The following is a 19469-nucleotide window of genomic DNA, read 5'->3' on the forward strand; positions in this document are numbered from 1 at the left end:
CCGGTGGGGACGGAAGGCTCAGATCTCCCGCGCGTTCATACGGGCGAGCAGCAGTGCCTCGGTCGCCACGGCGTGCCGGAAGGTGTCCAGATGCAGCGACTCGTTGGGGCTGTGCGCGCGGGAGTGCGGATCCTCCACGCCGGTGACGAGGATCTGGGCCTCCGGGAACTCCCGCACGAGATCCGCGATGAACGGGATGGACCCGCCCACACCGAGATCCACCGGGGGCACCCCGTACCCGTCACGCATGGCGTCCCGGGTCAGCGCGACGGCCCACCCGCTCGTGTCCACGAGGAAGGGGTTGCCGAGGTCCACATCGGAGAAGGTCAGCTCGGCACCGAAGGGCGCGTGTGCACGGAGGTGACGCTCCAGAGCCTCGTAGGCGTCCTGGCCGGACTGCCCGGGGGCGACACGGGCGCTGATCACCACGGTCACCTCCGGGAGCAGGGTATTCGAGGCCGCGGCGACGCTCGTCGCATCGATGCCGATGACCGTGACGGAGGGCTTGTTCCAGATGCGGCTGAGGATCGTGCCGTCGCCGATGGGCGTCGTCCCCGGGAGGAGCCCGGCCTCGTCGCGCAGCGTCTCCTCGGTGTACTCGGGCGTCTCGGCATTCCGAGCGGTCATCCCCTCGACCGCGACGGAGCCGTCCTCGTTCCACAGCGTGGCGAGGAGTCGCACGGTCGCCATCATCGCGTCGGGCACGGCGCCGCCGAACATCCCGGAGTGGGACGCGTGGTCGAGCGTGCGCACCTTCAGGGTGAAGCGCGCGTTGCCGCGGAGGGACACAGTCAGGCCCGGCGTGACGGAATCCCAGTTGCCGGAATCCGCGACGACGATCGCATCGGCGCGGAGGGCGTCCTTGTTGTCGGAGAGGAACTGCGCGAACGACCGCGAGCCGTACTCCTCCTCCCCCTCGACGAACATCGCGATCCCGAGGTCGAGGTCGTCGCCAAGCACGTCCGCGACCGCTCGGATCGCGCCGATGTGCGCCATGATGCCCGCCTTGTCGTCCGCCGCGCCGCGGCCGTAGAGACGGCCGTCACGCACGGTCGGCTCGAAAGGCGGCGTCTCCCACAGGGCGTCGTCCCCCGGAGGCTGCACGTCGTGGTGGGCGTAGAGGAGGATCGTCGGCTTGCCGTTCCGCGCCGCGCGGGTCGCCAGGACGGCAGGCTGGCCCTGCTCCTCGGTGCCGGGGATGTCGGCGCGGAGCACGGTCACCTCGTCGAACACCCCGGTGCCGCGCGCGAGCGCGGCGACGGCGTCGGCGCTGCGCTCGAGCTGGGTCTGGTCGAAGGCCGGCCAGGCCATGCCGGGGATGCGCACGAGGTTCCCGAGGTCCGACAGCGCGGAGGGGATGCCGGTGGCGACGGCTTCGAGGACGGCGGCGTCGGACTCGCTGGGAAGTGCAGGTGAGGTCATGCGAGTAATCTTAAGGCGACCCACCCCAGCGAACCGAGGAACCTCGTGGCCACTACCCCCGCCTCCCCTTCGACGAACGACGACGCCCCCCAGACGCCTGCCGTCGGCAAGGGACGCGCGACGCCGACCCGCGCCGAGCAGGAGGCTGCGCGTCGCCGCCCCCTCGTGGCGAACACCAAGGAGGCGAAGGCCGCGGCTCGCGCCGAGCTCAACGAGCGTCGCGCGAAGGCGCAGGCCGGCATGGCCGCCGGTGAGGAGAAGTACCTCCCCGCGCGTGACAAGGGCCCGCAGCGCCGGTGGGTGCGCGACTACGTCGACGCCGGCTGGCACCCCGCCGAGTTCGTGATGGGTGTCATGGTGCTCGTCATCCTGGCCTCGCTGCTGCCGACGAACATGATGATCTCGTTCTACGCGTACCTGTTCATGATGGCGTACCTCGTGATCGCCATCGGCGGCATGATCCTCCTCGGCATGCGGGTCAAGCGCAAGGCGGCCGCGAAGTTCGGCAAGGACCGCGTCGAGAAGGGTCTCGGCTGGTATGCGGGCATGCGGGCCCTGCAGATGCGCTTCATGCGCCTGCCCAAGCCGCAGGTCAAGCGCGGGCAGTACCCGGACTGACCAGTCCGCGGTTGATCTCGCGGCCCCAGAACGGGCCGCGGTAGAGGAACGCCGTGTAGCCCTGGACCAGCGTGGCCCCGGCATCCAGACGCTCCTGCACATCGGCGGCCGTCTCGACGCCGCCCACGGCGATCACGCAGAAGTCGTCCGGCACCGCCGCACGGACGACCCGGAGCACCTCCAGCGACCGCTGCTTGAGTGGCGCGCCGGACAGACCGCCCGCGCCCGCCGCCTCGACGACGGCCGCATCGGTCCGCAGGCCGTCACGGCTGATCGTCGTGTTGTGGGCGATGATGCCCGCGAGCCCCTCCTCGACGGCGAGCCGCGCGATCGCGGTGATCTCGTCGTCGGGCAGGTCGGGCGCGATCTTCACGAGCAATGGGGTGGACCCGGCTGCCTGACGGACGGCCCGCAGCAGCGGCGCCAGGGTCTCCACCGCCTGCAGACCCCGCAGCCCCGGAGTGTTCGGCGACGAGACGTTGACCGCGAGGTAGTCGGCCAGCGGAGCCAGGCGGGTGGCGGAGGCGACGTAGTCGGCGACGGCGTCCTCGACGTCCACCACGCGGCTCTTACCGATGTTCACGCCGATCACCGTGTCGGGGGCACCGCGGCGAAGGCGGGCGAGACGACGGGCTGCGGCATCCGCGCCCCGGTTGTTGAAGCCCATGCGGTTGATGACTGCCCGGTCCTCGACCAGCCGGAACAGGCGCGGCTTCGGGTTGCCCTTCTGCGGGACTGCCGTGATCGTGCCGACCTCGACGTGGCCGAAGCCGAGCGCCGCGAGTCCGCGAACCCCGACGGCGTTCTTGTCGAACCCGGCCGCGATGCCGAACGGCGACGGGAACGTCAACCCCAGGGCCTCGACGCGAAGCGAAGGGTCAGGGCGGGTCATCGCGCGGGTGGCCCACGAGAACGGCGGCACACCGAGGACGCGGATCACCGCCATGCCGGCGTGGTGGGCGAACTCGGGGTCGAAGCGCGACAGGACGGCGCGGAAGAGCAGCGGATACATCCCTGCCAGATTACCGGTCCGCCGCCTCCGCCTTCGCGTGGTCGGCCCGGAGGTCGCTGATCGCGGACTCGAAGTCCTCGAGCGAGTCGAACGCCTGGTAGACGCTCGCGAAGCGGAGGAAGGCGACCTCGTCGAGCTCACGGAGCGGCCCCAGGATGGCGAGGCCGATCTCGTTCGTGTCGAGCTGGGAGACGCCGGTCTGCCGGACGGCCTCCTCCACCCGCTGCGCCAGGATCGCGAGGTCCGCCTCCGTCACGGGGCGCCCCTGGCAGGCCTTGCGCACACCGGAGATGACCTTCTCCCTGCTGAAGGGCTCCATGACGCCCGAGCGCTTGATGACGTTGAGGCTCGCCGTCTCCGTCGTGGAGAACCGTCCCCCGCATTCCGGACACTGACGGCGCCGACGGATCGAGAGTCCGTCGTCGCTGGTGCGGGAATCGATGACCCGGGAGTCGGGGTGACGGCAGAAGGGGCAGTGCATCTGACAGATCCTACGCGGTGAAGCGGGCCTCGATCGCCTCGCCGTGGGCCGGGAGCACCTCGGTTTCGGCCAGCGCGACCACGCCCTCCCGAACAACGGCCAGGGCCGAGCGGTCGTAGGAGACGACCTGCTGTGGGCGGAGGAACGTGTAGGCGCCCAGGCCCGGTGCATAGCGAGCCTGACCACCGGTGGGCAGCACGTGGTTGCTTCCGGCCATGTAGTCACCGAGGCTGACGGGGGTCTGATCGCCGACGAACACGGCACCGGCGCTCGTGAAGGCGGCTGCCGCCTCCTCCGCATCCGCGAGGTGCAGCTCCAGGTGCTCGGGGGCGTAGGCGTTGCTGAACGCGGCCGCCGTCGCTCGATCGTCCACCAGCACGATCGCCGACTGCGGACCGGACAGCGCAGCCCTGACGCGTTCGCTGTGCCGGGTGCGCGCGGCCTGCTGCTCGACCTCCGCGCGGACCTGCTCCGCGATCTCCAGGGCATCTGTGACGAGGACGGCCGAGGCCTGCTCGTCGTGCTCGGCCTGGCTGACGAGGTCGGCGGCGATGAGACGAGGGTCGGCCTCGGCGTCGGCGACGACGAGGATCTCGGTCGCGCCGGCCTCGGAGTCCGTACCGACCACCCCGGCGACGGCCCGCTTCGCCGACGCGACGTAGTTGTTTCCCGGCCCCGACACGACGTCGACGGGATCGAGCCCCAGGCTGGCGACGCCGTGGGCGAGCGCACCGATGGCTCCGGCTCCGCCCATCGCGTAGACCTCGGAGACCCCGAGCAGCGCCGCGGCGGCCAGGATGGTGGGGTGGACGCGACCGTCCTGGTCCGCCTGCGGCGGCGAGGCGAGGGCGATCTGCTGCACCCCCGCGACCTGCGCGGGGACGACGTTCATGACGACGCTCGACGGGTAGACGGCCTTGCCCCCGGGGATGTAGACCCCGACACGGGCCACCGGCTGCCAGCGCTGCGTGATGGTCGCTCCCTCGCCGATCCTCGTCACCTGCGGTGCGGGAACCTGCGCGGCCGAGGCCAGGCGCACACGTCGGATGGCCTCTTCGAGGGATGCGCGGACCGTCGGAGCCAGGTCCGACAGCGCCTCAGCGAGGTGTGCTTCCGGCACCCGCACAGCGTGCCCGGTGACCCTGTCGAACCGCTCCGCCTGCTCCCGCAGCGCGTCCTCGCCGCGATCCCGCACGTCGTCGACGAGACGCGCGGCGGTGTCGAGCGCCTCGGCTCGTGCCTGGGTCGCGCGCGGAACGACCGCCAGCATGTCAGCGGGCGAGAGCTCGCGCCCCCGCAGATCGATCGTGCGCATGTCAGCCCTTCGTGATGCCGGCGATGTCGTGGAGGTAGCCGATGCGTCCGTCATCGTGGCGCACGACGAACGCCCCGCCCCGATCCTCGATGACGAGCGCCCAGGCGGTCGGACCGATGCGGAAGATCGGCTCTCCGCGTTCGTCGTGCACGTCGCGCTCCGTCGGGGCGAGGATCCAGAAGGGCTGCGCCTCGGGCGCGGTCCGACGCGGGGCGGCTGCCTGGTGATCGTCGATGACGGAATGCACCGCCGTCACGCCATCCGATGCCGGTTCCTGCGCGGCCGCGAGTTCCTCCTCGGAGAGCGCCTTGGCGCCCAGCAGCGACTCGATGCTGCCGGTGTCGGAAACGATCTCCGGCTGCTCTCCGCGGGACCGCCGTGAGTACACCGGGGTGTACTCGTCCTCCGCGGAGACCGGCACGGTTCCGGTTCCCCCGCCCGAGGCATGCGCGGTGAGAGGGACGCGATCCACGCCGTTCGCCGACACGTCGCGCGTGTCGGTGTCGGTATCGCGGAGATCGGCGGCGGCGTCCGCGTCAGCAATGCTCTGCTCGGCATCGGCGTCGGAGATCACGGCTGTCTCGCCCTCGGCTGCCGCGGCAGGAGACTCAGTGACTGCAGGGGCCTCGGCGGCGGATCCGGTCGACGTCGCCTCGGGACGCGGCCGTGCGATCACCGGGCGCACCGGATTGGCGTTGCGGTGCGCGAGGGTGACGAGCCGCCCCTGGAAGTCCTCCTTGAGCCCCGGGATGAGCGGCGCGAAGACCGTGAGGACGACGAGAGCAGTCGAGGCGATGACCTGGACGACGGCGTTCCAGGGCAGCCCCCAGTTCCCCGTGGAGATGACGGCGGAGAGAGCGAGCCACAGGTTTCCGGCCCAGACGCAGGCCGACACCGAGAACGCCACGGAGGCGAACTGGTCGATTCCGAGCGACCCGACTCGCCGGATCCCGTCCGGCGAGAAGCGCCGGAGGACGAGAAGGAAGACGGCCACGGTGGGCACGCCGATCGGCAGGATCCACTGGATGCCGATGCCCCACAACGAGATGCCCCCGCTGAGGGGGAAGAACGAGACGAGGAAGGAGACCAGCCACACACCCACGATCAGCAGCTCGCGCAGCGTGAAACCGAGGATGCCGTACTCCGGCGTGACCTCGTCGTCGTAGAGGACGCCGTCCTCATCGCTGAACACCGCTTCGGCGTCCGGCTCGGGAAGATCCGTGCTCATAGTCGTCCTTTCCTCATCGGCGCACCACGTCTTTCCGGTGCTCTCGACGGCTCCCGATCCTACCCGCTCACCCCAGACAGGTTGGTCCGAGCAGTGACTTGAGGTCACCGAAGAGGTCGGCGGAGACCTTCACCGGCATGGGCACCTCGAACACCTTCGCCGTGCCCGCGCGATGCACACGCAGCAGCACCTCGGTGTCCCCGCTGTGCCGCCGGAGTACCTCTGCCAGCTCCGTCATGACCCGCTCGGTGGCGCGCTGTTCCGCGAGGACGAGCGAGAGCGGACCCGCCGCGTCGAAGGAGCCGACGTCGGGCGCGAACGCCGACTGCGCATGCAGATTGAGCCCGTCGTCGCGGCGCGACACCCGACCGCGCACGGCGAGGATCGCATCCTGTTGCAGAGTGTGCTGGAACTCGAGGTACGTCTTACCCATGAACATCACGGTGACCTCACCGTTGAAGTCCTCCACGGTGATCATGCCGTAGGGGTTTCCGCTCGCCTTCGCCACCCGATGTTGGACACTCGTGACCAGGCCGGCCACGGTGACCTGATCACCGTCCTGCAGGTCCTCGGAGTTGTTGAGGTCGTGGATGGAGATCGAGGCATGCTTCGCGAGCGGGACCTCGAGACCAGCCAACGGGTGGTCAGAGACGTAGAGGCCGAGCATCTCTCGCTCGAAGGCGAGTTTGTCCTTCTTGATCCACTCGGGACGCGGGGGCACCTTCGCGGGTGCCGCCTCCTCCATGCCGTCGTAGAGACTGTCGAAATCGAAACCGATGGCACCCTGGGCCTCGTTGCGCTTCCGGTCGACCGCCGCCTCGACGGCGTCCTCATGGATCTCGAGGAGGGCCCGGCGGGTGTCCCCCATGGAGTCGAAGGCGCCGGCCTTGATGAGCGATTCGACCGTGCGCTTGTTGGCCACGTGCAGCGGCACCTTGTCGAGGAAGTGATGGAAGGAGGTGAACCGCTCGTCCTTCCGTGACTGCACGATGCCGTCGACGACGTTCGTGCCGACGTTGCGGACGGCGCCGAGGCCGAAGCGGATGTCGTCGCCGACGGCCGCGAAGAAGTTGATCGACTCGGAGACGTCCGGCGGCAGCACCTTGATGCCCATCCGGCGGCACTCGTTGAGGTAGAGCGCCATCTTGTCCTTCGAGTCACCGACGCTCGTGAGGAGTGCGGCCATGTACTCGGCCGGGTAGTGCGCCTTGAGGTAGGCGGTCCAATAGGACACAAGACCGTACGCGGCGGAGTGCGCTTTGTTGAAGGCGTAGTCCGAGAACGGCAGGAGGATGTCCCACAGCGCCTTGACCGCTCCTTCCCCGAAGCCGCGCTCGGTCATTCCCGCCGCGAACCCCGCATACTGCTTGTCCAGCTCGGACTTCTTCTTCTTCCCCATCGCGCGGCGCAGGATGTCGGCCTGACCGAGGCTGAACCCGGCCACCTTCTGCGCGATGGCCATGACCTGCTCCTGGTAGATGATGAGTCCGTAGGACTCCTCCAGGATCTCGGCGAGCGGTTCCGCGAGTTCGGGATGGATCGGGGTGATCTCCTGCTGCCCGTTCTTGCGCAGCGCGTAGTTGGTGTGGGAGTTCGCTCCCATCGGCCCCGGACGGTACAGCGCGATGAGGGCCGAGATGTCGCCGAAGTTGTCGGGCTTCATGAGCCGCATGAGTGAACGCAGCGGCGGACTGTCGAGCTGGAAGACGCCGAGCGTGTCGCCGCGGGCCAGCAGCTCGTAGACGGCGGGGTCATCGAGGCCGAGGTGCTCGAGGTCGAGCTCTTCACCGCGGTTCATCCGGATGTTGTCGAGCGCGTCCGAGATGATCGTGAGGTTCCGGAGGCCGAGGAAGTCCATCTTGATGAGGCCGAGGGACTCGCACGACGGATAGTCGAACTGCGTGACGATCTGGCCGTCCTGCTCGCGGCGCATGATCGGGATGATGTCGAGCAGGGGCTCCGACGACATGATGACGCCGGCGGCGTGCACGCCCCACTGTCGCTTCAGCCCCTCGAGGCCGAGGGCCCGGTCGAAGACCGTCTTCGCCTCGGGGTCGGTCTCGATGAGGGCGCGGAACTCGCTCGCCTCCTTGTAGCGCGGGTGCGCGGAGTCGAACATGCCGTCGAGGGGCATGTCCTTGCCCATCACGGCCGGGGGCATGGCCTTGGTGAGCCGCTCGCCCATGCTGAACGGGAAGCCGAGGACGCGACCGGCGTCCTTGAGCGCCTGCTTCGACTTGATCGTGCCGTAGGTGACGATCTGGGCGACCCGCTCGGATCCGTACTTCCTGGTCACGTACTCGATGACCTCGCCACGACGACGGTCGTCAAAGTCGACGTCGAAGTCGGGCATCGAGACGCGGTCCGGGTTGAGGAAGCGCTCGAAGATCAGACCGTGCTCGAGGGGATCGAGATCCGTGATCTTCATCGCGTAGGCGACCATCGACCCGGCACCGGAGCCACGTCCCGGACCGACGCGGATGCCGTTGTCCTTGGCCCAGTTGATGAAGTCGGCGACGACGAGGAAGTAGCCGGGGAAGCCCATCTGCAGGATGATCCCGGTCTCGTACTCGGCCTGCTTGCGCACCTTGTCCGGGATGCCGCCCGGGTACCGGTAGTGCAGCCCGGCCTCGACCTCCTTGATGAGCCAGCTGTCCTCGGTCTCGCCGTCCGGGACCGGGAACCGGGGCATGTAGTTCGCCGAGGTGTTGAACTCGACCTCGCAGCGCTCGGCGATCAGGAGCGTGTTGTCGCAGGCCTCCGGGTGGTCCCGGAAGAGCTGTCGCATCTCGGCCGCGGTCTTGATGTAGTACCCGTCGCCGTCGAACTTGAAGCGGTTCGGGTCGTCGAGCGTGGAGCCGGACTGCACGCACAGCAGGGCTGCGTGGGCATCGGCCTCGTGCTGGTGGGTGTAGTGCGAGTCGTTGGTGGCCACGAGTGGAATGCCGAGGTCTTTCGCGAGCCGCAGCAGATCGGTCATGACCCGGCGCTCGATCGACAGGCCGTGGTCCATGATCTCGGCGAAGTAGTTCTCCTTGCCGAAGATGTCCTGGAACTCCGCTGCAGCCGCGCGGGCGGCGTCGTACTGGCCGAGCCTCAGCCGCGTCTGCACCTCTCCCGACGGGCACCCCGTCGTGGCGATGAGCCCCTTGCCGTACGTCTGGAGCAGCTCGCGGTCCATTCGCGGCTTGAAGTAGTACCCCTCCATGCTCGACAGCGAGCTCAGCCGGAAGAGGTTGTGCATGCCCTCCGTGCTCTGACTCCACATGGTCATGTGGGTGTACGCGCCTGAACCCGACACGTCGTCGCTGCGCTGGTCCGCCGAGCCCCACTGCACGCGGGTCTTGTCGCTGCGGTGCGTGCCCGGAGTGACGTAGGCCTCGAGACCGACGATGGGCTTGATGCCGGCGTTGCGCGCGGCGTTGTAGAACTCGAACGCCGCGAAGGTGTTCCCGTGGTCTGTCACCGCGATCGCCGGCATGCCGTAATCGGCTGCCGCCTGCGTCATCGCATTGATCTTCGCAGCCCCGTCGAGCATCGAGTACTCGCTGTGCACGTGCAGGTGGACGAAGGAGTCGGATGCCATGCTTCGAGTCTACGTTCGAGCATCGACATCGGCCGGCCTCACGGCACCTCGTCCACCACCTCGGTGACGACGCTCGTCGTCGACTCCGGCGTGTCTCCGATGACCCCTCCTGACCCGTAGCCCTCCGCGATCGAGTTCACCAGTCCGCGCGACGCGTCGACGACGATGGTCGTCGTCCGGTGGCCGGGTACGGCATAGCGCAACGTAGCCGTACCGCCCTCCTCATCGACCAGCTGGAAGCCCGGGATCAAGGCGATCGCGCGGAAGAAGGCCGCTCTCAGGTCGGCCGGCATGAGGTTGATCGCCGAAGGGTCGGACAAGCTCGCCACCACCCACCGATCCCCCTCCGCACCCGTCAGACCCGACCGGGCGCGCAGCCAGTCCCGCAGTGCTGCCGGTTCCCGCGGCATCTCGGCGTAGTAGGGGCGATAGCCGTCCGCCAGATGCGGAACGGGCGCCGGATCGCCGTCGCCGACCGGCCAGGCGCCGCCGGGGAGGACCTGCACCGTGCCGCGCTCGCGGATCGCCGCACCGGGTGACGAGGGCCACTCCTGTGCGGCCCGCGTGCCCTGCGCGCCGAACGACCGCACGACTTCGGCGTTACCCCAGTCGTAGAACCAGTCGGCCGAGGGGTCCGCCGGGACGTACAGCACCCGCGTGTCCCTGACCAGGACGGCCGCATCCCCCGTCTCCCGGGAGGCGTTGAAGGCGAAGGTGTCCTCATCGCCGTCGTCGGCCGCCTCCTCATCCCAGAACTGGACGAACTCGTCGACGGTCTCGATCCGGATGTACTGTCCCTCCCTTGGGGTCAGATCCTGGGCATCGACGGTGACGCTCGCCGCCTGCTCGAGAACCGCCGCGGCGGCGGCATCGGGCATGCCAGGAAACAGGATGCCCCCGGCCCCCAGCGCCACGACCGCGGCCCCGGCTGTCAGCCCCGCGATGCCGAGGCCGGTCCACACCCGCGCCCGTCGTCGTCCGCCCCGCGGAGCACGCGCGGCGGACACCGCGGCCGCCAGAGCGGCGCGGGCACGACGGATGCTCTCGTCCGAGGCTTCCGCCTGATCCGCACCGAGGTCACGCACTCGTTCCGTAAGCAGCATCGCTCTCCTCCTTCGCCATCCACGTGAGTCGGGTCTGTCCGCGAGAACCGGGCGGGGCGAGCCGTCGTCTGACCCGGTTGAGCCGCGACCGCACCGTCCCGACCGGGATGCCGAGGGCCTCGGCGATCTGCTCGTAGGTGAGATCACCCCAGGCATGCAGGAGCAGCACGTCCCGGTCCCTGGCCGGGAGCCCGGCGATGCGGGGCGCGAGTGCTCGCAGGGCGGCATCGGCGTCCAGCCGCGCGTCGGACGCCGCATACGGGTGCTCCCCAGGTCCAGCCGCGGCGGACGTGGCTTCGAAAGCCCGCCACTGCCGCACTTCGGCGGCACGGTGCCGCTTGACCATCCGCGTGGCGATACCGAGCAGCCACGGGAGAGCCGACGCGACATCGAGATCGAAAGAAGCTCGACGGCGGAAGGCGACCAGGAACGTCTCGCTGAGCACGTCGTCGACGGCATCCTCGCCGACACGCCGCCGGATGTACCCGCCGACCGGGCGCACATGCCGCTCGAAGATGGCGGAGAACGCCCGCGGCTCGTCGAGCGACCGGGCGATGACCTCGCTGTCTGTGTTCACACTCTGTATTGCCCGGGACGCCGAAGACGGTTCACGCTTTCTCGCGGAGGTCCAGCCGCATGAGCACGCGGGGGAAGCCGTCGAGGACGGAGCCCGTGTCCGCTGCCTTCGCGAACCCCGCGCTCTCGAAGAGACGCCGCGTCCCGACGTACGCCATCGTGAGGTTCACCTTCGCGCCGGCGTTGTCGACCGGATACCCCTCGATCGCGGGTGCGCCCCGCTCGCGTGCGTAGGCGACCGCGCCCTCGATGAGGGCGTGGGAGACACCCTGTTTGCGATGCCCAGGGCGGACCCGGAAGCACCACAGGGACCACACGTCGAGGTCGTCGACATGCGGGATGAGGCGATTGCGCGCGAAGCTCGTGTCGCGTCGAGGGTGCAACGCCGCCCAGCCGACCGGCTCGTCGTCGAGGTAGGCGAGTACGCCGGGGGGAGGATCCTGGTGGCAGAGCTCACGCACCCGCTCGGCCCGTGCGGGACCGCGAAGGGAGACGTTCTCCTTGTTGCCGATCCGATAGCTCAGGCAGAAGCAGACGTTCGACGTCGGCTTCTTCGGTCCCACGACCGCGGCGACGTCATCGAAGACCGTCGCCGGGCGCACCACGATGCTCATGTGGTCAGTGTGGCGGAGACCCCGGACACCGGCGCGCTGACGCCCCGGCGGATGAGCTATTCCCCGCGCAGCACGTCCAACGCGTGCTGGAAGTCCTCCGGGTAGGGCGAGGCGAACTGCACCCACTCCCCCGTCGTCGGATGGGCGAATGCCAGCTGATGCGCGTGCAGCCACTGCCGCGTGAGTCCGAGGCGAGCCGAGAGTGTCGGATCGGCGCCGTAGAGCGGGTCCCCGACGCACGGGTGCCGGTGCGCCGCCATGTGCACGCGGATCTGGTGCGTACGGCCCGTCTCCAGATGGATCTCGAGCAGGGACGCACCGGGAAACGCCTCGAGCGTCTCGTAGTGCGTCACGGAAGGCTTGCCGTCCGGGACGACCGCGAACTTCCAGGAGTGGTTCGGGTGCCGACCGATCGGCGCATCGATCGTGCCCACGAGCGGGTCCGGATGCCCCTGCACCACCGCGTGATAGATCTTCTCGACCGTGCGATCCTTGAACGCGCGCTTGAGGGCCGTGTACGCGGACTCGCTCTTGGCGACGACCATCAGCCCGCTCGTCCCGACGTCCAGCCGGTGCACGACGCCTTGACGCTCCGGTGCGCCGCTGGTGGCGATGCGGAACCCGGCGGCGGCGAGAGCGCCGACGACGGTGGGACCCTCCCACCCGAGCGAGGGGTGCGCGGCGACGCCGGTCGGCTTGTCGACGACGACGATGTCGTCGTCGTCGTAGACGATGCCGAGTTCGGGCACCGCGATGGGCACGATCTTCGGCCCCTCCTTCGGCTCCCACTCGACGTCGAGCCAAGCACCGCCCCGCAGGCGGTCCGACTTGTCGAGCGTGACGCCGTCCAGGCGGACGCCGCCGGACGCGGCCACCTCCGCCGCGAAGGTCCGCGAGAACCCGAGGAGCTTGGCGAGGGCGGCGTCGACCCGCGTGCCGTCGAGCCCGTCCGGGACGGGCAGCGAGCGGGACTCCACGCTCAGCGCCCCTCGGACGCGGCGGCGGCCTCGGCGTCCTCGTCGGTCTCGACCGGGGCGTGGTCCTTCTCCCGCGTGCCGTCGAGACGGAGGCCGAACACCACGAGCAGGGCGATCGAGATCATCCCGGTGACGATGAAGATGTCGGCGACGTTGAAGATCGCCGGCATCATCCACGGCATGGAGATCATGTCCACCACTTCCCCGACCGGGAAGCCGGGGGCCCGGAAGAGACGGTCCGACAGATTGCCGAGCACGCCTCCGAGCAGGCACCCGAGGACGACAGCCCAGAGACGCGACCGCAGCCCGAACGCCTTCCAGACGATCACGCCTGCGACGACGGCGAGGGCGATGGTGAAGATCCAGGTCACCCCCGAACCGAGGGAGAACGCCGCACCGGGGTTGCGCACGTAGTAGAGCTGAAGGAACTCACCGAGGACCGGGACCACCTCATGCAGCGGCAGGTTCTCGATCGTGAGGTACTTCACAAACTGATCGGCGGCCAGCACGACCGCTGCGAGAATCGCAACGATCGCACCGGCCGCCGACCGACGAAGGGGACGACGTCCTGACAAGAGGGCGCCTTACAGGCCGATCGCGGAGACCGGCGTGGAGTCCGTGGAGGCCGACTTCTCGTCGAGCTCGCGGAGCTGGCCCTCGATGTAACCGCGGAGCTGCGAGCGGTAGTCGCGCTCGAAGTTGCGCAGCTCCGTGATGCGGGCCTCCAGCGTGTTGCGCTCGCGCTCCAGGCGAGCAGTCTCCTCGCGCTGCTTCGCCTCGGCCTCCGTGCGGATACGGGCGACCTCGGCCTCGGCCTCGGAGATGAGCTGATTGCGCTTGGCCTCACCCTCGGCCACGTGCTCGTCGTGCAGACGCTGCGCGAGCTCGATGATGCCGGCGGTCGCGGTCGCGGATCCGGTCGGTGCGGCGTCGGCGGCAGGAGCCTCGGCGGCGGGGGCCGGGGCGGGAGCAGCGGCGGCCGGCTCGGCGGCAGCGGCGGGGGCAGGCGTGGAGCCCGACTCATACGCGGCGAGCTTCGCCTTCAGCTCGGCGTTCTCCTCGAGGGCCTTGCGCCACTCGATGACGATCTCGTCGAGGAAGTCGTCGACCTCGTCCGGGTCGAAGCCGTCCTTGAAGCGGACGTGCTGGAACTGCTTGGTGACGACGTCATCCGGGGTAAGTGCCATGGGTGGCTCCTCTTTCGATGAGTTCGATTGCCAGTACCGATGTATGGCGTGTTCGTGATGTGGCGCGAACCCGGGGCGCGCACCTGGGTGCCAGCATAGCCCCCGAGCCTTGGGGTCGCGATGCCACGACACCCAGGCTCGGCGAACTCGCCGCCGTCCACGGGCGCGACACGCGGGGCGGTCAGCGGATGAACAACCGGACGATGTTCATCAGGATCAGGACGACCAGAAGGGTCAGCGCGAAGCCGAAATCCAGCGACAGCTGACCGATACGCAGCGGTGGGATGATCCGCCGGAAGAACCGGATGGGCGGATCGGTGACGGTGTACACCGCCTCGGCGGCCACGAGACCGAAGCCCTTGGGACGCCATTCCCGATTGAACATCGGGATGTAGTCCAGGATGAGCCTCGCGAAGAGCACGAGGATGTAGACCAGCAGCACCAGATGGACGATGCTGGCGAGGACCGAGACCAGCTGCACGGTCTACGAGTGGTCGAAGCCCGCAGACTCGGCGTCTGCGTGCGCGATACCCCCGTGGCCGGACACCGCGATGTTCTCCGGCGAGAGCAGGAAGACCTTGGAGGTCACCCGCTCGATCCGGCCGTAGAGGCCGAGGGAGAGACCGCTCGCGAAGTCGATGAGGCGGCGCGCGTCGGCGTCGCTCATCTGGGAGAGGTTGATGATGACCGGGACGCCCTCGCGGAAGCTCTCCGCGATCAGCTGGGCGTCGCGGTACTGCTTCGGGTGGACGGTGAGGATCTCGTTCACGGCTCCTGCTGCAGGCTGGCGGACGGCGACGGGACGACGGAGCGGCGTGACGGGAGCCGGAGCGGGCTCTTCACGCTCACGCTGGGCGCGGGCGGATGCCGGCGTCTCCTCTTCGTAGACCTCTTCCTCGTCGGCGAGGCCGAGATACACCATGGTCTTCTTCAGCGGGTTACCCATCGTGTCCTCCGGTTCGAACGTTTCGGGCTGGTCTTGTCACAGGTTAACCCCGGGCGGGGCGCGGTCCCGTGATTGCGGAACCGATCCGCAGGTGTGTCGCGCCGGCGGCGATGGCCTCGGCGAAGTCGCCGGTCATCCCGGCGGAGATCCACGTCGCGTCGGGAGCGACGGTCCGCACGTCGGCGGCGACGTGGTGCAGACGGGCGAAGGCGCTCGCGGGATCCTCGTCGAGGGGCGCGACGGCCATCACACCACGGAGCCGCAGCGAGGACAGACCGAGCACGTGCTCGGCCAGCGCCACGGCCGACGCTGGCGCCACGCCTCCCCTGCCCTCATCCTCGGTGAGGTTCACCTGGACGAGCACGTCGAGCACCTCGTCGGTCTCGGCTGCACGGTGCAGGGCGTCGGCGAACCGGTCACGGTCCACCGAATGCACGACGTCGGCGCTCCGCCTGATCGCCGCGGCCTTGTTCGTCTGCCCCTGCCCGATGAAATGCCACTCGAGGTCGAGGCCGGAGAGCTCGCCTGCCTTGGCGGTGAGCTCTTGCTGCCGGTTCTCCCCCACCGCGTGCACTCCGAGAGCGTGCAGATCGCGCACCAGGGAGGCGGGGTGGAACTTGGTGACGACGATCCGGGTGATCCCCTCGGGGGACCGCCCGGCGGCACGCGCGGCGTCGGCGATCTTCTCGTCGATCGCCGACAGCCGCGCGGCCAGGTCCGATGGCGCCGAAGCGCCGACCGGTGTCGTCACTTCAGGAATTCGGGGATGTCGATGTCGTCGTCGGCGAAGGCCGGCTCGATGCTCGTCGTCGGCGTGCGCGGTGCCGTCGGCGCCGGGGCGGGCTCGGGCGTGCTCTTCTCGACCGCAGGCTCGGCGGTCTCCGACAGCGCCACCTCGGGAAGGGACGCGGTCGAGGGACGCGAGACGACCATCGGGTCCAGCCGCAGCGAGGGCTCGCCGCCGTCGAAGCCCGCGGCGATCACGGTCACCCGCACCTCGTCGCCGAGCGTGTCGTCGATGACCGTACCGAAGATGATGTTGGCCTCGGGGTGCGCGGCCTCCTTGACGAGATCGGCCGCGTCGTGGATCTCGAAGATGCCGAGGTTCGAGCCACCCTGGATCGAGAGCAGCACCCCGTGGGCACCTTCGATGGAGGCCTCGAGCAGCGGCGACTCGACGGCGAGCTCCGCCGCCTTGATCGCGCGGTCGGCGCCGCGGGCCGAACCGATGCCCATCAGGGCGGATCCCGCTCCCTGCATGACCGACTTCACGTCGGCGAAGTCCAGGTTGATGAGACCGGGCGTCGTGATGAGGTCGGTGATGCCCTGCACACCGGCGAGGAGGACCTGGTCGGCAGTGGCGAACGCCTCGATCATGGAGATGCCGCGGTCGCTGATCTCGAGCAGACGATCGTTCGGGACGACGATGAGGGTGTCGACCTCTTCCTTCAGCTTCGCGACGCCCGCCTCGGCCTGGCTCTGGCGGCGACGCCCCTCGAAGGAGAACGGCTTCGTGACGACACCGATGGTCAGCGCACCGATCGACTTTGCGATGCGGGCGACGACGGGAGCGCCACCGGTTCCGGTGCCACCACCCTCTCCGGCGGTGACGAAGACCATGTCGGCACCGGTCAGGGCCTGCTCGATCTCCTCCGCGTGGTCCTCTGCGGCACGACGACCCACCTCGGGGTCGGCACCGGCACCGAGGCCGCGGGTGAGCTCGCGGCCCACGTCCAGCTTGACGTCGGCGTCGCTCATGAGCAGCGCCTGGGCGTCGGTGTTGACGGCGATGAACTCGACTCCGCGGAGACCGAGCTCGATCATGCGGTTGACGGCGTTGACGCCGCCACCGCCGACGCCGACGACCTTGATCACGGCGAGGTAGTTCTGGTTCTGGCTCATGGCCGGCCTCCGATTAGTAGAGCCTGGAAGGGGGTGAACCTTAAACCTCAACTAGAGGTGTAAAGTATTTCCCGGTATTGCGTTCTCTCAGATCGAAGGTATGCGCCGCCTGGCCGCGCACGCGCAGCGACATGGGCGTGTCGCGCCATTCCCGCCGAAAGTGATCAGCCGACGACCGCCACGTCGGGAGACGTGACGTCGATCGACGAGGCATCGGGGTTCTTCACGAGCGCGGCGGATAGTGCGAGCGCCTTCAACCCCGAGTCCTCCTGACTCCCCCACACGACCGTGAGTCCTGAGTCGAGGGTCAAGGTCACGTCGTCAGCCGTCGAGGCCCGCACGCCGGTGAGCGTCTTGCGGATGTCCGCCGGGAGCGCCCGGACGACGAGCCCGGCACTGCGGAAGGCAGCCGAATCGACCCCACCCTCCACCTCCACCAGCGGCTGTCCCGCCGGGCGCTGGGCTGTCGTCGAGAGAGCGACGCCCGCTGCGTCCACGAGCGTGAAGCCGGCACCCGACTCGACCACCCCGATCGGCGTACGCTCGACGATGCGCACGGTCAGGTCGTGCGGTGGACGTGCTTCCAGGGCATACGTCTCGATGAGCGGGAACGTCAGCAACGCCGCCTTGACCTCGCTCGTATCGACCAGGGCGAGCGGCGTGCCGAGCTGGTCCGCGAGGGCACCTTCGATCACTGCGGGATCGATCGTCGTGGTGCCGGTGACCGTGATGCGCTGCACAGCGAAGAGCGGACTGTAGGCGGCGGCGACGCTCCCCCCGATCATCAGCACCACGGCCGCGAGAGCGCTCAGCCAGACGATACGACGCCGCCGGGATCGCTGGGTGAACCGACGGATCTCCGCCCGGAGCGCCCTGCGGCGGGCGCGTGCGGCGCGCCAGACATCCATGGACGAACGCGGGGCCGGTCGTTCCTCGGGCATCCCTGCGGCGGACTCGACCGGCGAGGCATCGCCCCGCTCCTCCGGCGACGGCAGCGGGGCGGGACGCCGACGGAGGGTCCGTTCGGACGCGTCGTCCTTCTCCCCCGGAGTATCCGGAGCGCTCGGGAGCGGGGGCGGCCGGCGCATGGGCTACGCCCTGTCGGTCCGGCGAAGCGACTCCAGCACCTGCGGGATGAGCTGGTAGACGTTGCCGCAGCCGAGGGTCACGACGAAGTCGCCCTCCTCTGCAACCGATGCCGTGTAGTCGGCAGCCTCCTGCCAGTCGGCGACGAAGTGCACGCGGGAGGGGTCCTGGAACGCGCCGCTCACCAGCTCACCGGTGACGCCAGGCACCGGGTCTTCCCTGGCGCCGTAGACGTCCAGCATCACGGTGTGGTCGGCAAGCTCCTCCAGGACGTCCGCGAACTCCTGGTACATGTGCTGCGTCCGGGAGTACGTGTGCGGCTGCTGGATCGCGATCAGCCGGCCGGGGCCCGCCAGACTGCGCATGGCCTCCAACGCGGCGCGCACCTCGGTGGGGTGATGGGAGTAGTCGTCGTAGACCGTGACCCCGCGCTCCTCACCGTGGCGCTCGAGACGACGGACGGTTCCCGCGAAGCCCTCGACGGCGCGCACGGCGTCGCGGAGCGGGTAGCCGAGCGCGAGCAGCACGGCGACCGCTCCGGTGGCGTTGATCGCGTTGTGCACGCCGGGGACCGCGAGCTGCATGCGCTCCGTCTCCCCTCCGTGCGAGACGACGGCGGCGACGGGGCCTGCGGTGACGATCTCGCTGACGCGGACATCGGCGTCCTCGGCCTGCCCGAACGTCAGGACACGCGGGTGGGACAGCCCTGCCAGGACCCGGAGCGCGCCGGGGTCGTCGCTGGAGATGACGACCGCCTCCGACGCGGCGTCCGCGAACCGCACGAAGGCGTCGTGGAAGGCCTCGTCCGAGCCGTAGTGGTCGAGGTGATCGGGGTCGACGTTCGTGATGAGAGCCACGGCCGTGTCGTAGAGGAGGAAGGTGCCGTCGGACTCGTCGGCCTCGATGACGAAGAGGTCGCCGCTCCCGGTCGCGCTGGACGTGCCGAGCTGCTCGATCACTCCGCCGTTGACGAAGTGCGGATCGGCGCCGAGGTCACGCAACGCGGTGACGATCATGCCCGTCGAGGTCGTCTTGCCGTGCGCACCCGCCACCGAGACGAGGCGCCGCGTGCCGATCAGCCAGTGCAGCGCCTGGGACCGGTGGATGACGTGCAGGCCCCGCTCCTTGGCGGTGACGAACTCGGGGTTCTCCGGCCAGATGGCGCCGGTGTGCACGACCGTGTCGGCGTCGCCGAGGTGGGCGGCATCGTGACCGACGTGGACCGTCGCGCCCGCGGCGGCCAACGCCCGCAGGTTGTCGCTGTCGGCGCGGTCGCTGCCGGAGACGCGGATGCCCGCGTCGAGGAACATCTTGGCGAGTCCGCTCATCCCGGATCCACCGATGCCGATGAAGTGCGCGGAGGTGATCGTCTCGGGGATGGGGAGGGAGAGGTCGGGTCTGATCATGTCCGCTTCA

General features: G+C 69.3%; 19 protein-coding genes. 1 reads left to right on the forward strand and 18 read right to left on the reverse strand.

Features of this window, described 5'->3' with window-relative positions; all coding sequences use genetic code 11:
* Positions 1–18: 18 nt before the first annotated feature.
* Entirely contained in the window at positions 19–1422 is a 1404-nt protein-coding gene (locus tag DW296_RS15845; RefSeq protein ID WP_136052996.1) for a dipeptidase, read from the reverse strand.
* A 45-nt stretch (positions 1423–1467) separates the two neighbouring features.
* Between DW296_RS15845 and DW296_RS15850 the strand changes: the two genes are divergently transcribed.
* Positions 1468–2040, forward strand: coding sequence for a DUF3043 domain-containing protein (locus tag DW296_RS15850; protein WP_060921218.1), 573 nt, complete (start codon positions 1468–1470; stop codon positions 2038–2040).
* Here DW296_RS15850 and DW296_RS15855 read toward each other — a convergent pair.
* From DW296_RS15855 to murC, 17 genes are all read right to left on the reverse strand, one after another.
* Positions 2015–3052, reverse strand: coding sequence for a quinone-dependent dihydroorotate dehydrogenase (locus DW296_RS15855; RefSeq protein WP_136052997.1), 1038 nt, complete (start codon positions 3050–3052; stop codon positions 2015–2017). The genes DW296_RS15850 and DW296_RS15855 overlap by 26 nt on opposite strands.
* A 10-nt stretch (positions 3053–3062) precedes the next feature.
* Positions 3063–3533 (reverse strand): transcriptional regulator NrdR, encoded by a 471-nt coding sequence (gene nrdR, locus DW296_RS15860; protein WP_025105071.1) that lies wholly within the window; start codon positions 3531–3533, stop codon positions 3063–3065.
* 10 nt (positions 3534–3543) lie between these two features.
* Entirely contained in the window at positions 3544–4848 is a 1305-nt protein-coding gene (hisD, locus tag DW296_RS15865) for a histidinol dehydrogenase (RefSeq protein WP_136052998.1), read from the reverse strand.
* A 1-nt stretch (position 4849) separates the two neighbouring features.
* Positions 4850–6076, reverse strand: coding sequence for a hypothetical protein (locus DW296_RS15870; protein WP_136052999.1), 1227 nt, complete (start codon positions 6074–6076; stop codon positions 4850–4852).
* A gap of 67 nt (positions 6077–6143) precedes the next feature.
* Positions 6144–9662: a DNA polymerase III subunit alpha gene (gene dnaE, locus DW296_RS15875; protein ID WP_136053000.1), complete on the reverse strand. Its 3519-nt coding sequence runs from the start codon at positions 9660–9662 to the stop codon at positions 6144–6146.
* Positions 9663–9700: 38 nt separating this feature from the next.
* Positions 9701–10765, reverse strand: a complete 1065-nt coding sequence (locus tag DW296_RS15880) for a hypothetical protein (protein WP_136053001.1) — start codon at positions 10763–10765, stop codon at positions 9701–9703.
* A complete protein-coding gene (locus tag DW296_RS15885; protein WP_136053002.1) occupies positions 10740–11342 on the reverse strand; it encodes an RNA polymerase sigma factor in 603 nt (200 codons plus the stop codon). The genes DW296_RS15880 and DW296_RS15885 overlap by 26 nt, the downstream gene beginning before the upstream one ends.
* 31 nt (positions 11343–11373) lie before the next feature.
* Positions 11374–11955 (reverse strand): GNAT family N-acetyltransferase, encoded by a 582-nt coding sequence (locus DW296_RS15890; protein ID WP_136053003.1) that lies wholly within the window; start codon positions 11953–11955, stop codon positions 11374–11376.
* Positions 11956–12011: 56 nt separating this feature from the next.
* Positions 12012–12932, reverse strand: a complete 921-nt coding sequence (locus DW296_RS15895; protein ID WP_136053004.1) for an RluA family pseudouridine synthase — start codon at positions 12930–12932, stop codon at positions 12012–12014.
* Positions 12933–12934: 2 nt separating this feature from the next.
* Positions 12935–13507: a signal peptidase II gene (gene lspA / locus DW296_RS15900; RefSeq protein WP_136053005.1), complete on the reverse strand. Its 573-nt coding sequence runs from the start codon at positions 13505–13507 to the stop codon at positions 12935–12937.
* Positions 13508–13516: 9 nt separating this feature from the next.
* The gene (locus tag DW296_RS15905; RefSeq protein WP_136053006.1) at positions 13517–14119 is read right to left on the reverse strand and encodes a DivIVA domain-containing protein; all 603 of its coding nucleotides are present in this window, start codon (positions 14117–14119) and stop codon (positions 13517–13519) included.
* Between the two features lie 181 nt (positions 14120–14300).
* Positions 14301–14600, reverse strand: coding sequence for a YggT family protein (locus DW296_RS15910; RefSeq protein WP_025105081.1), 300 nt, complete (start codon positions 14598–14600; stop codon positions 14301–14303).
* 3 nt (positions 14601–14603) lie between these two features.
* The gene (locus DW296_RS15915; RefSeq protein ID WP_136053007.1) at positions 14604–15065 is read right to left on the reverse strand and encodes a cell division protein SepF; all 462 of its coding nucleotides are present in this window, start codon (positions 15063–15065) and stop codon (positions 14604–14606) included.
* Between the two features lie 43 nt (positions 15066–15108).
* Positions 15109–15816: a YggS family pyridoxal phosphate-dependent enzyme gene (locus tag DW296_RS15920; protein WP_136053008.1), complete on the reverse strand. Its 708-nt coding sequence runs from the start codon at positions 15814–15816 to the stop codon at positions 15109–15111.
* Positions 15813–16967: a cell division protein FtsZ gene (gene ftsZ / locus DW296_RS15925; RefSeq protein ID WP_136053009.1), complete on the reverse strand. Its 1155-nt coding sequence runs from the start codon at positions 16965–16967 to the stop codon at positions 15813–15815. The genes DW296_RS15920 and ftsZ overlap by 4 nt, the downstream gene beginning before the upstream one ends.
* A 164-nt stretch (positions 16968–17131) precedes the next feature.
* The gene (locus DW296_RS15930) at positions 17132–18055 is read right to left on the reverse strand and encodes an FtsQ-type POTRA domain-containing protein (RefSeq protein ID WP_136053010.1); all 924 of its coding nucleotides are present in this window, start codon (positions 18053–18055) and stop codon (positions 17132–17134) included.
* Between the two features lie 3 nt (positions 18056–18058).
* Positions 18059–19459, reverse strand: a complete 1401-nt coding sequence (murC, locus tag DW296_RS15935; RefSeq protein ID WP_136053011.1) for a UDP-N-acetylmuramate--L-alanine ligase — start codon at positions 19457–19459, stop codon at positions 18059–18061.
* Between the last annotated feature and the right edge of the window lie 10 nt (positions 19460–19469).

Origin of the sequence: Microbacterium sp. K36, from assembly GCF_004794355.1 — a bacterium.
Classification (GTDB): Bacteria; Actinomycetota; Actinomycetes; order Actinomycetales; family Microbacteriaceae; genus Microbacterium; species Microbacterium paraoxydans_D.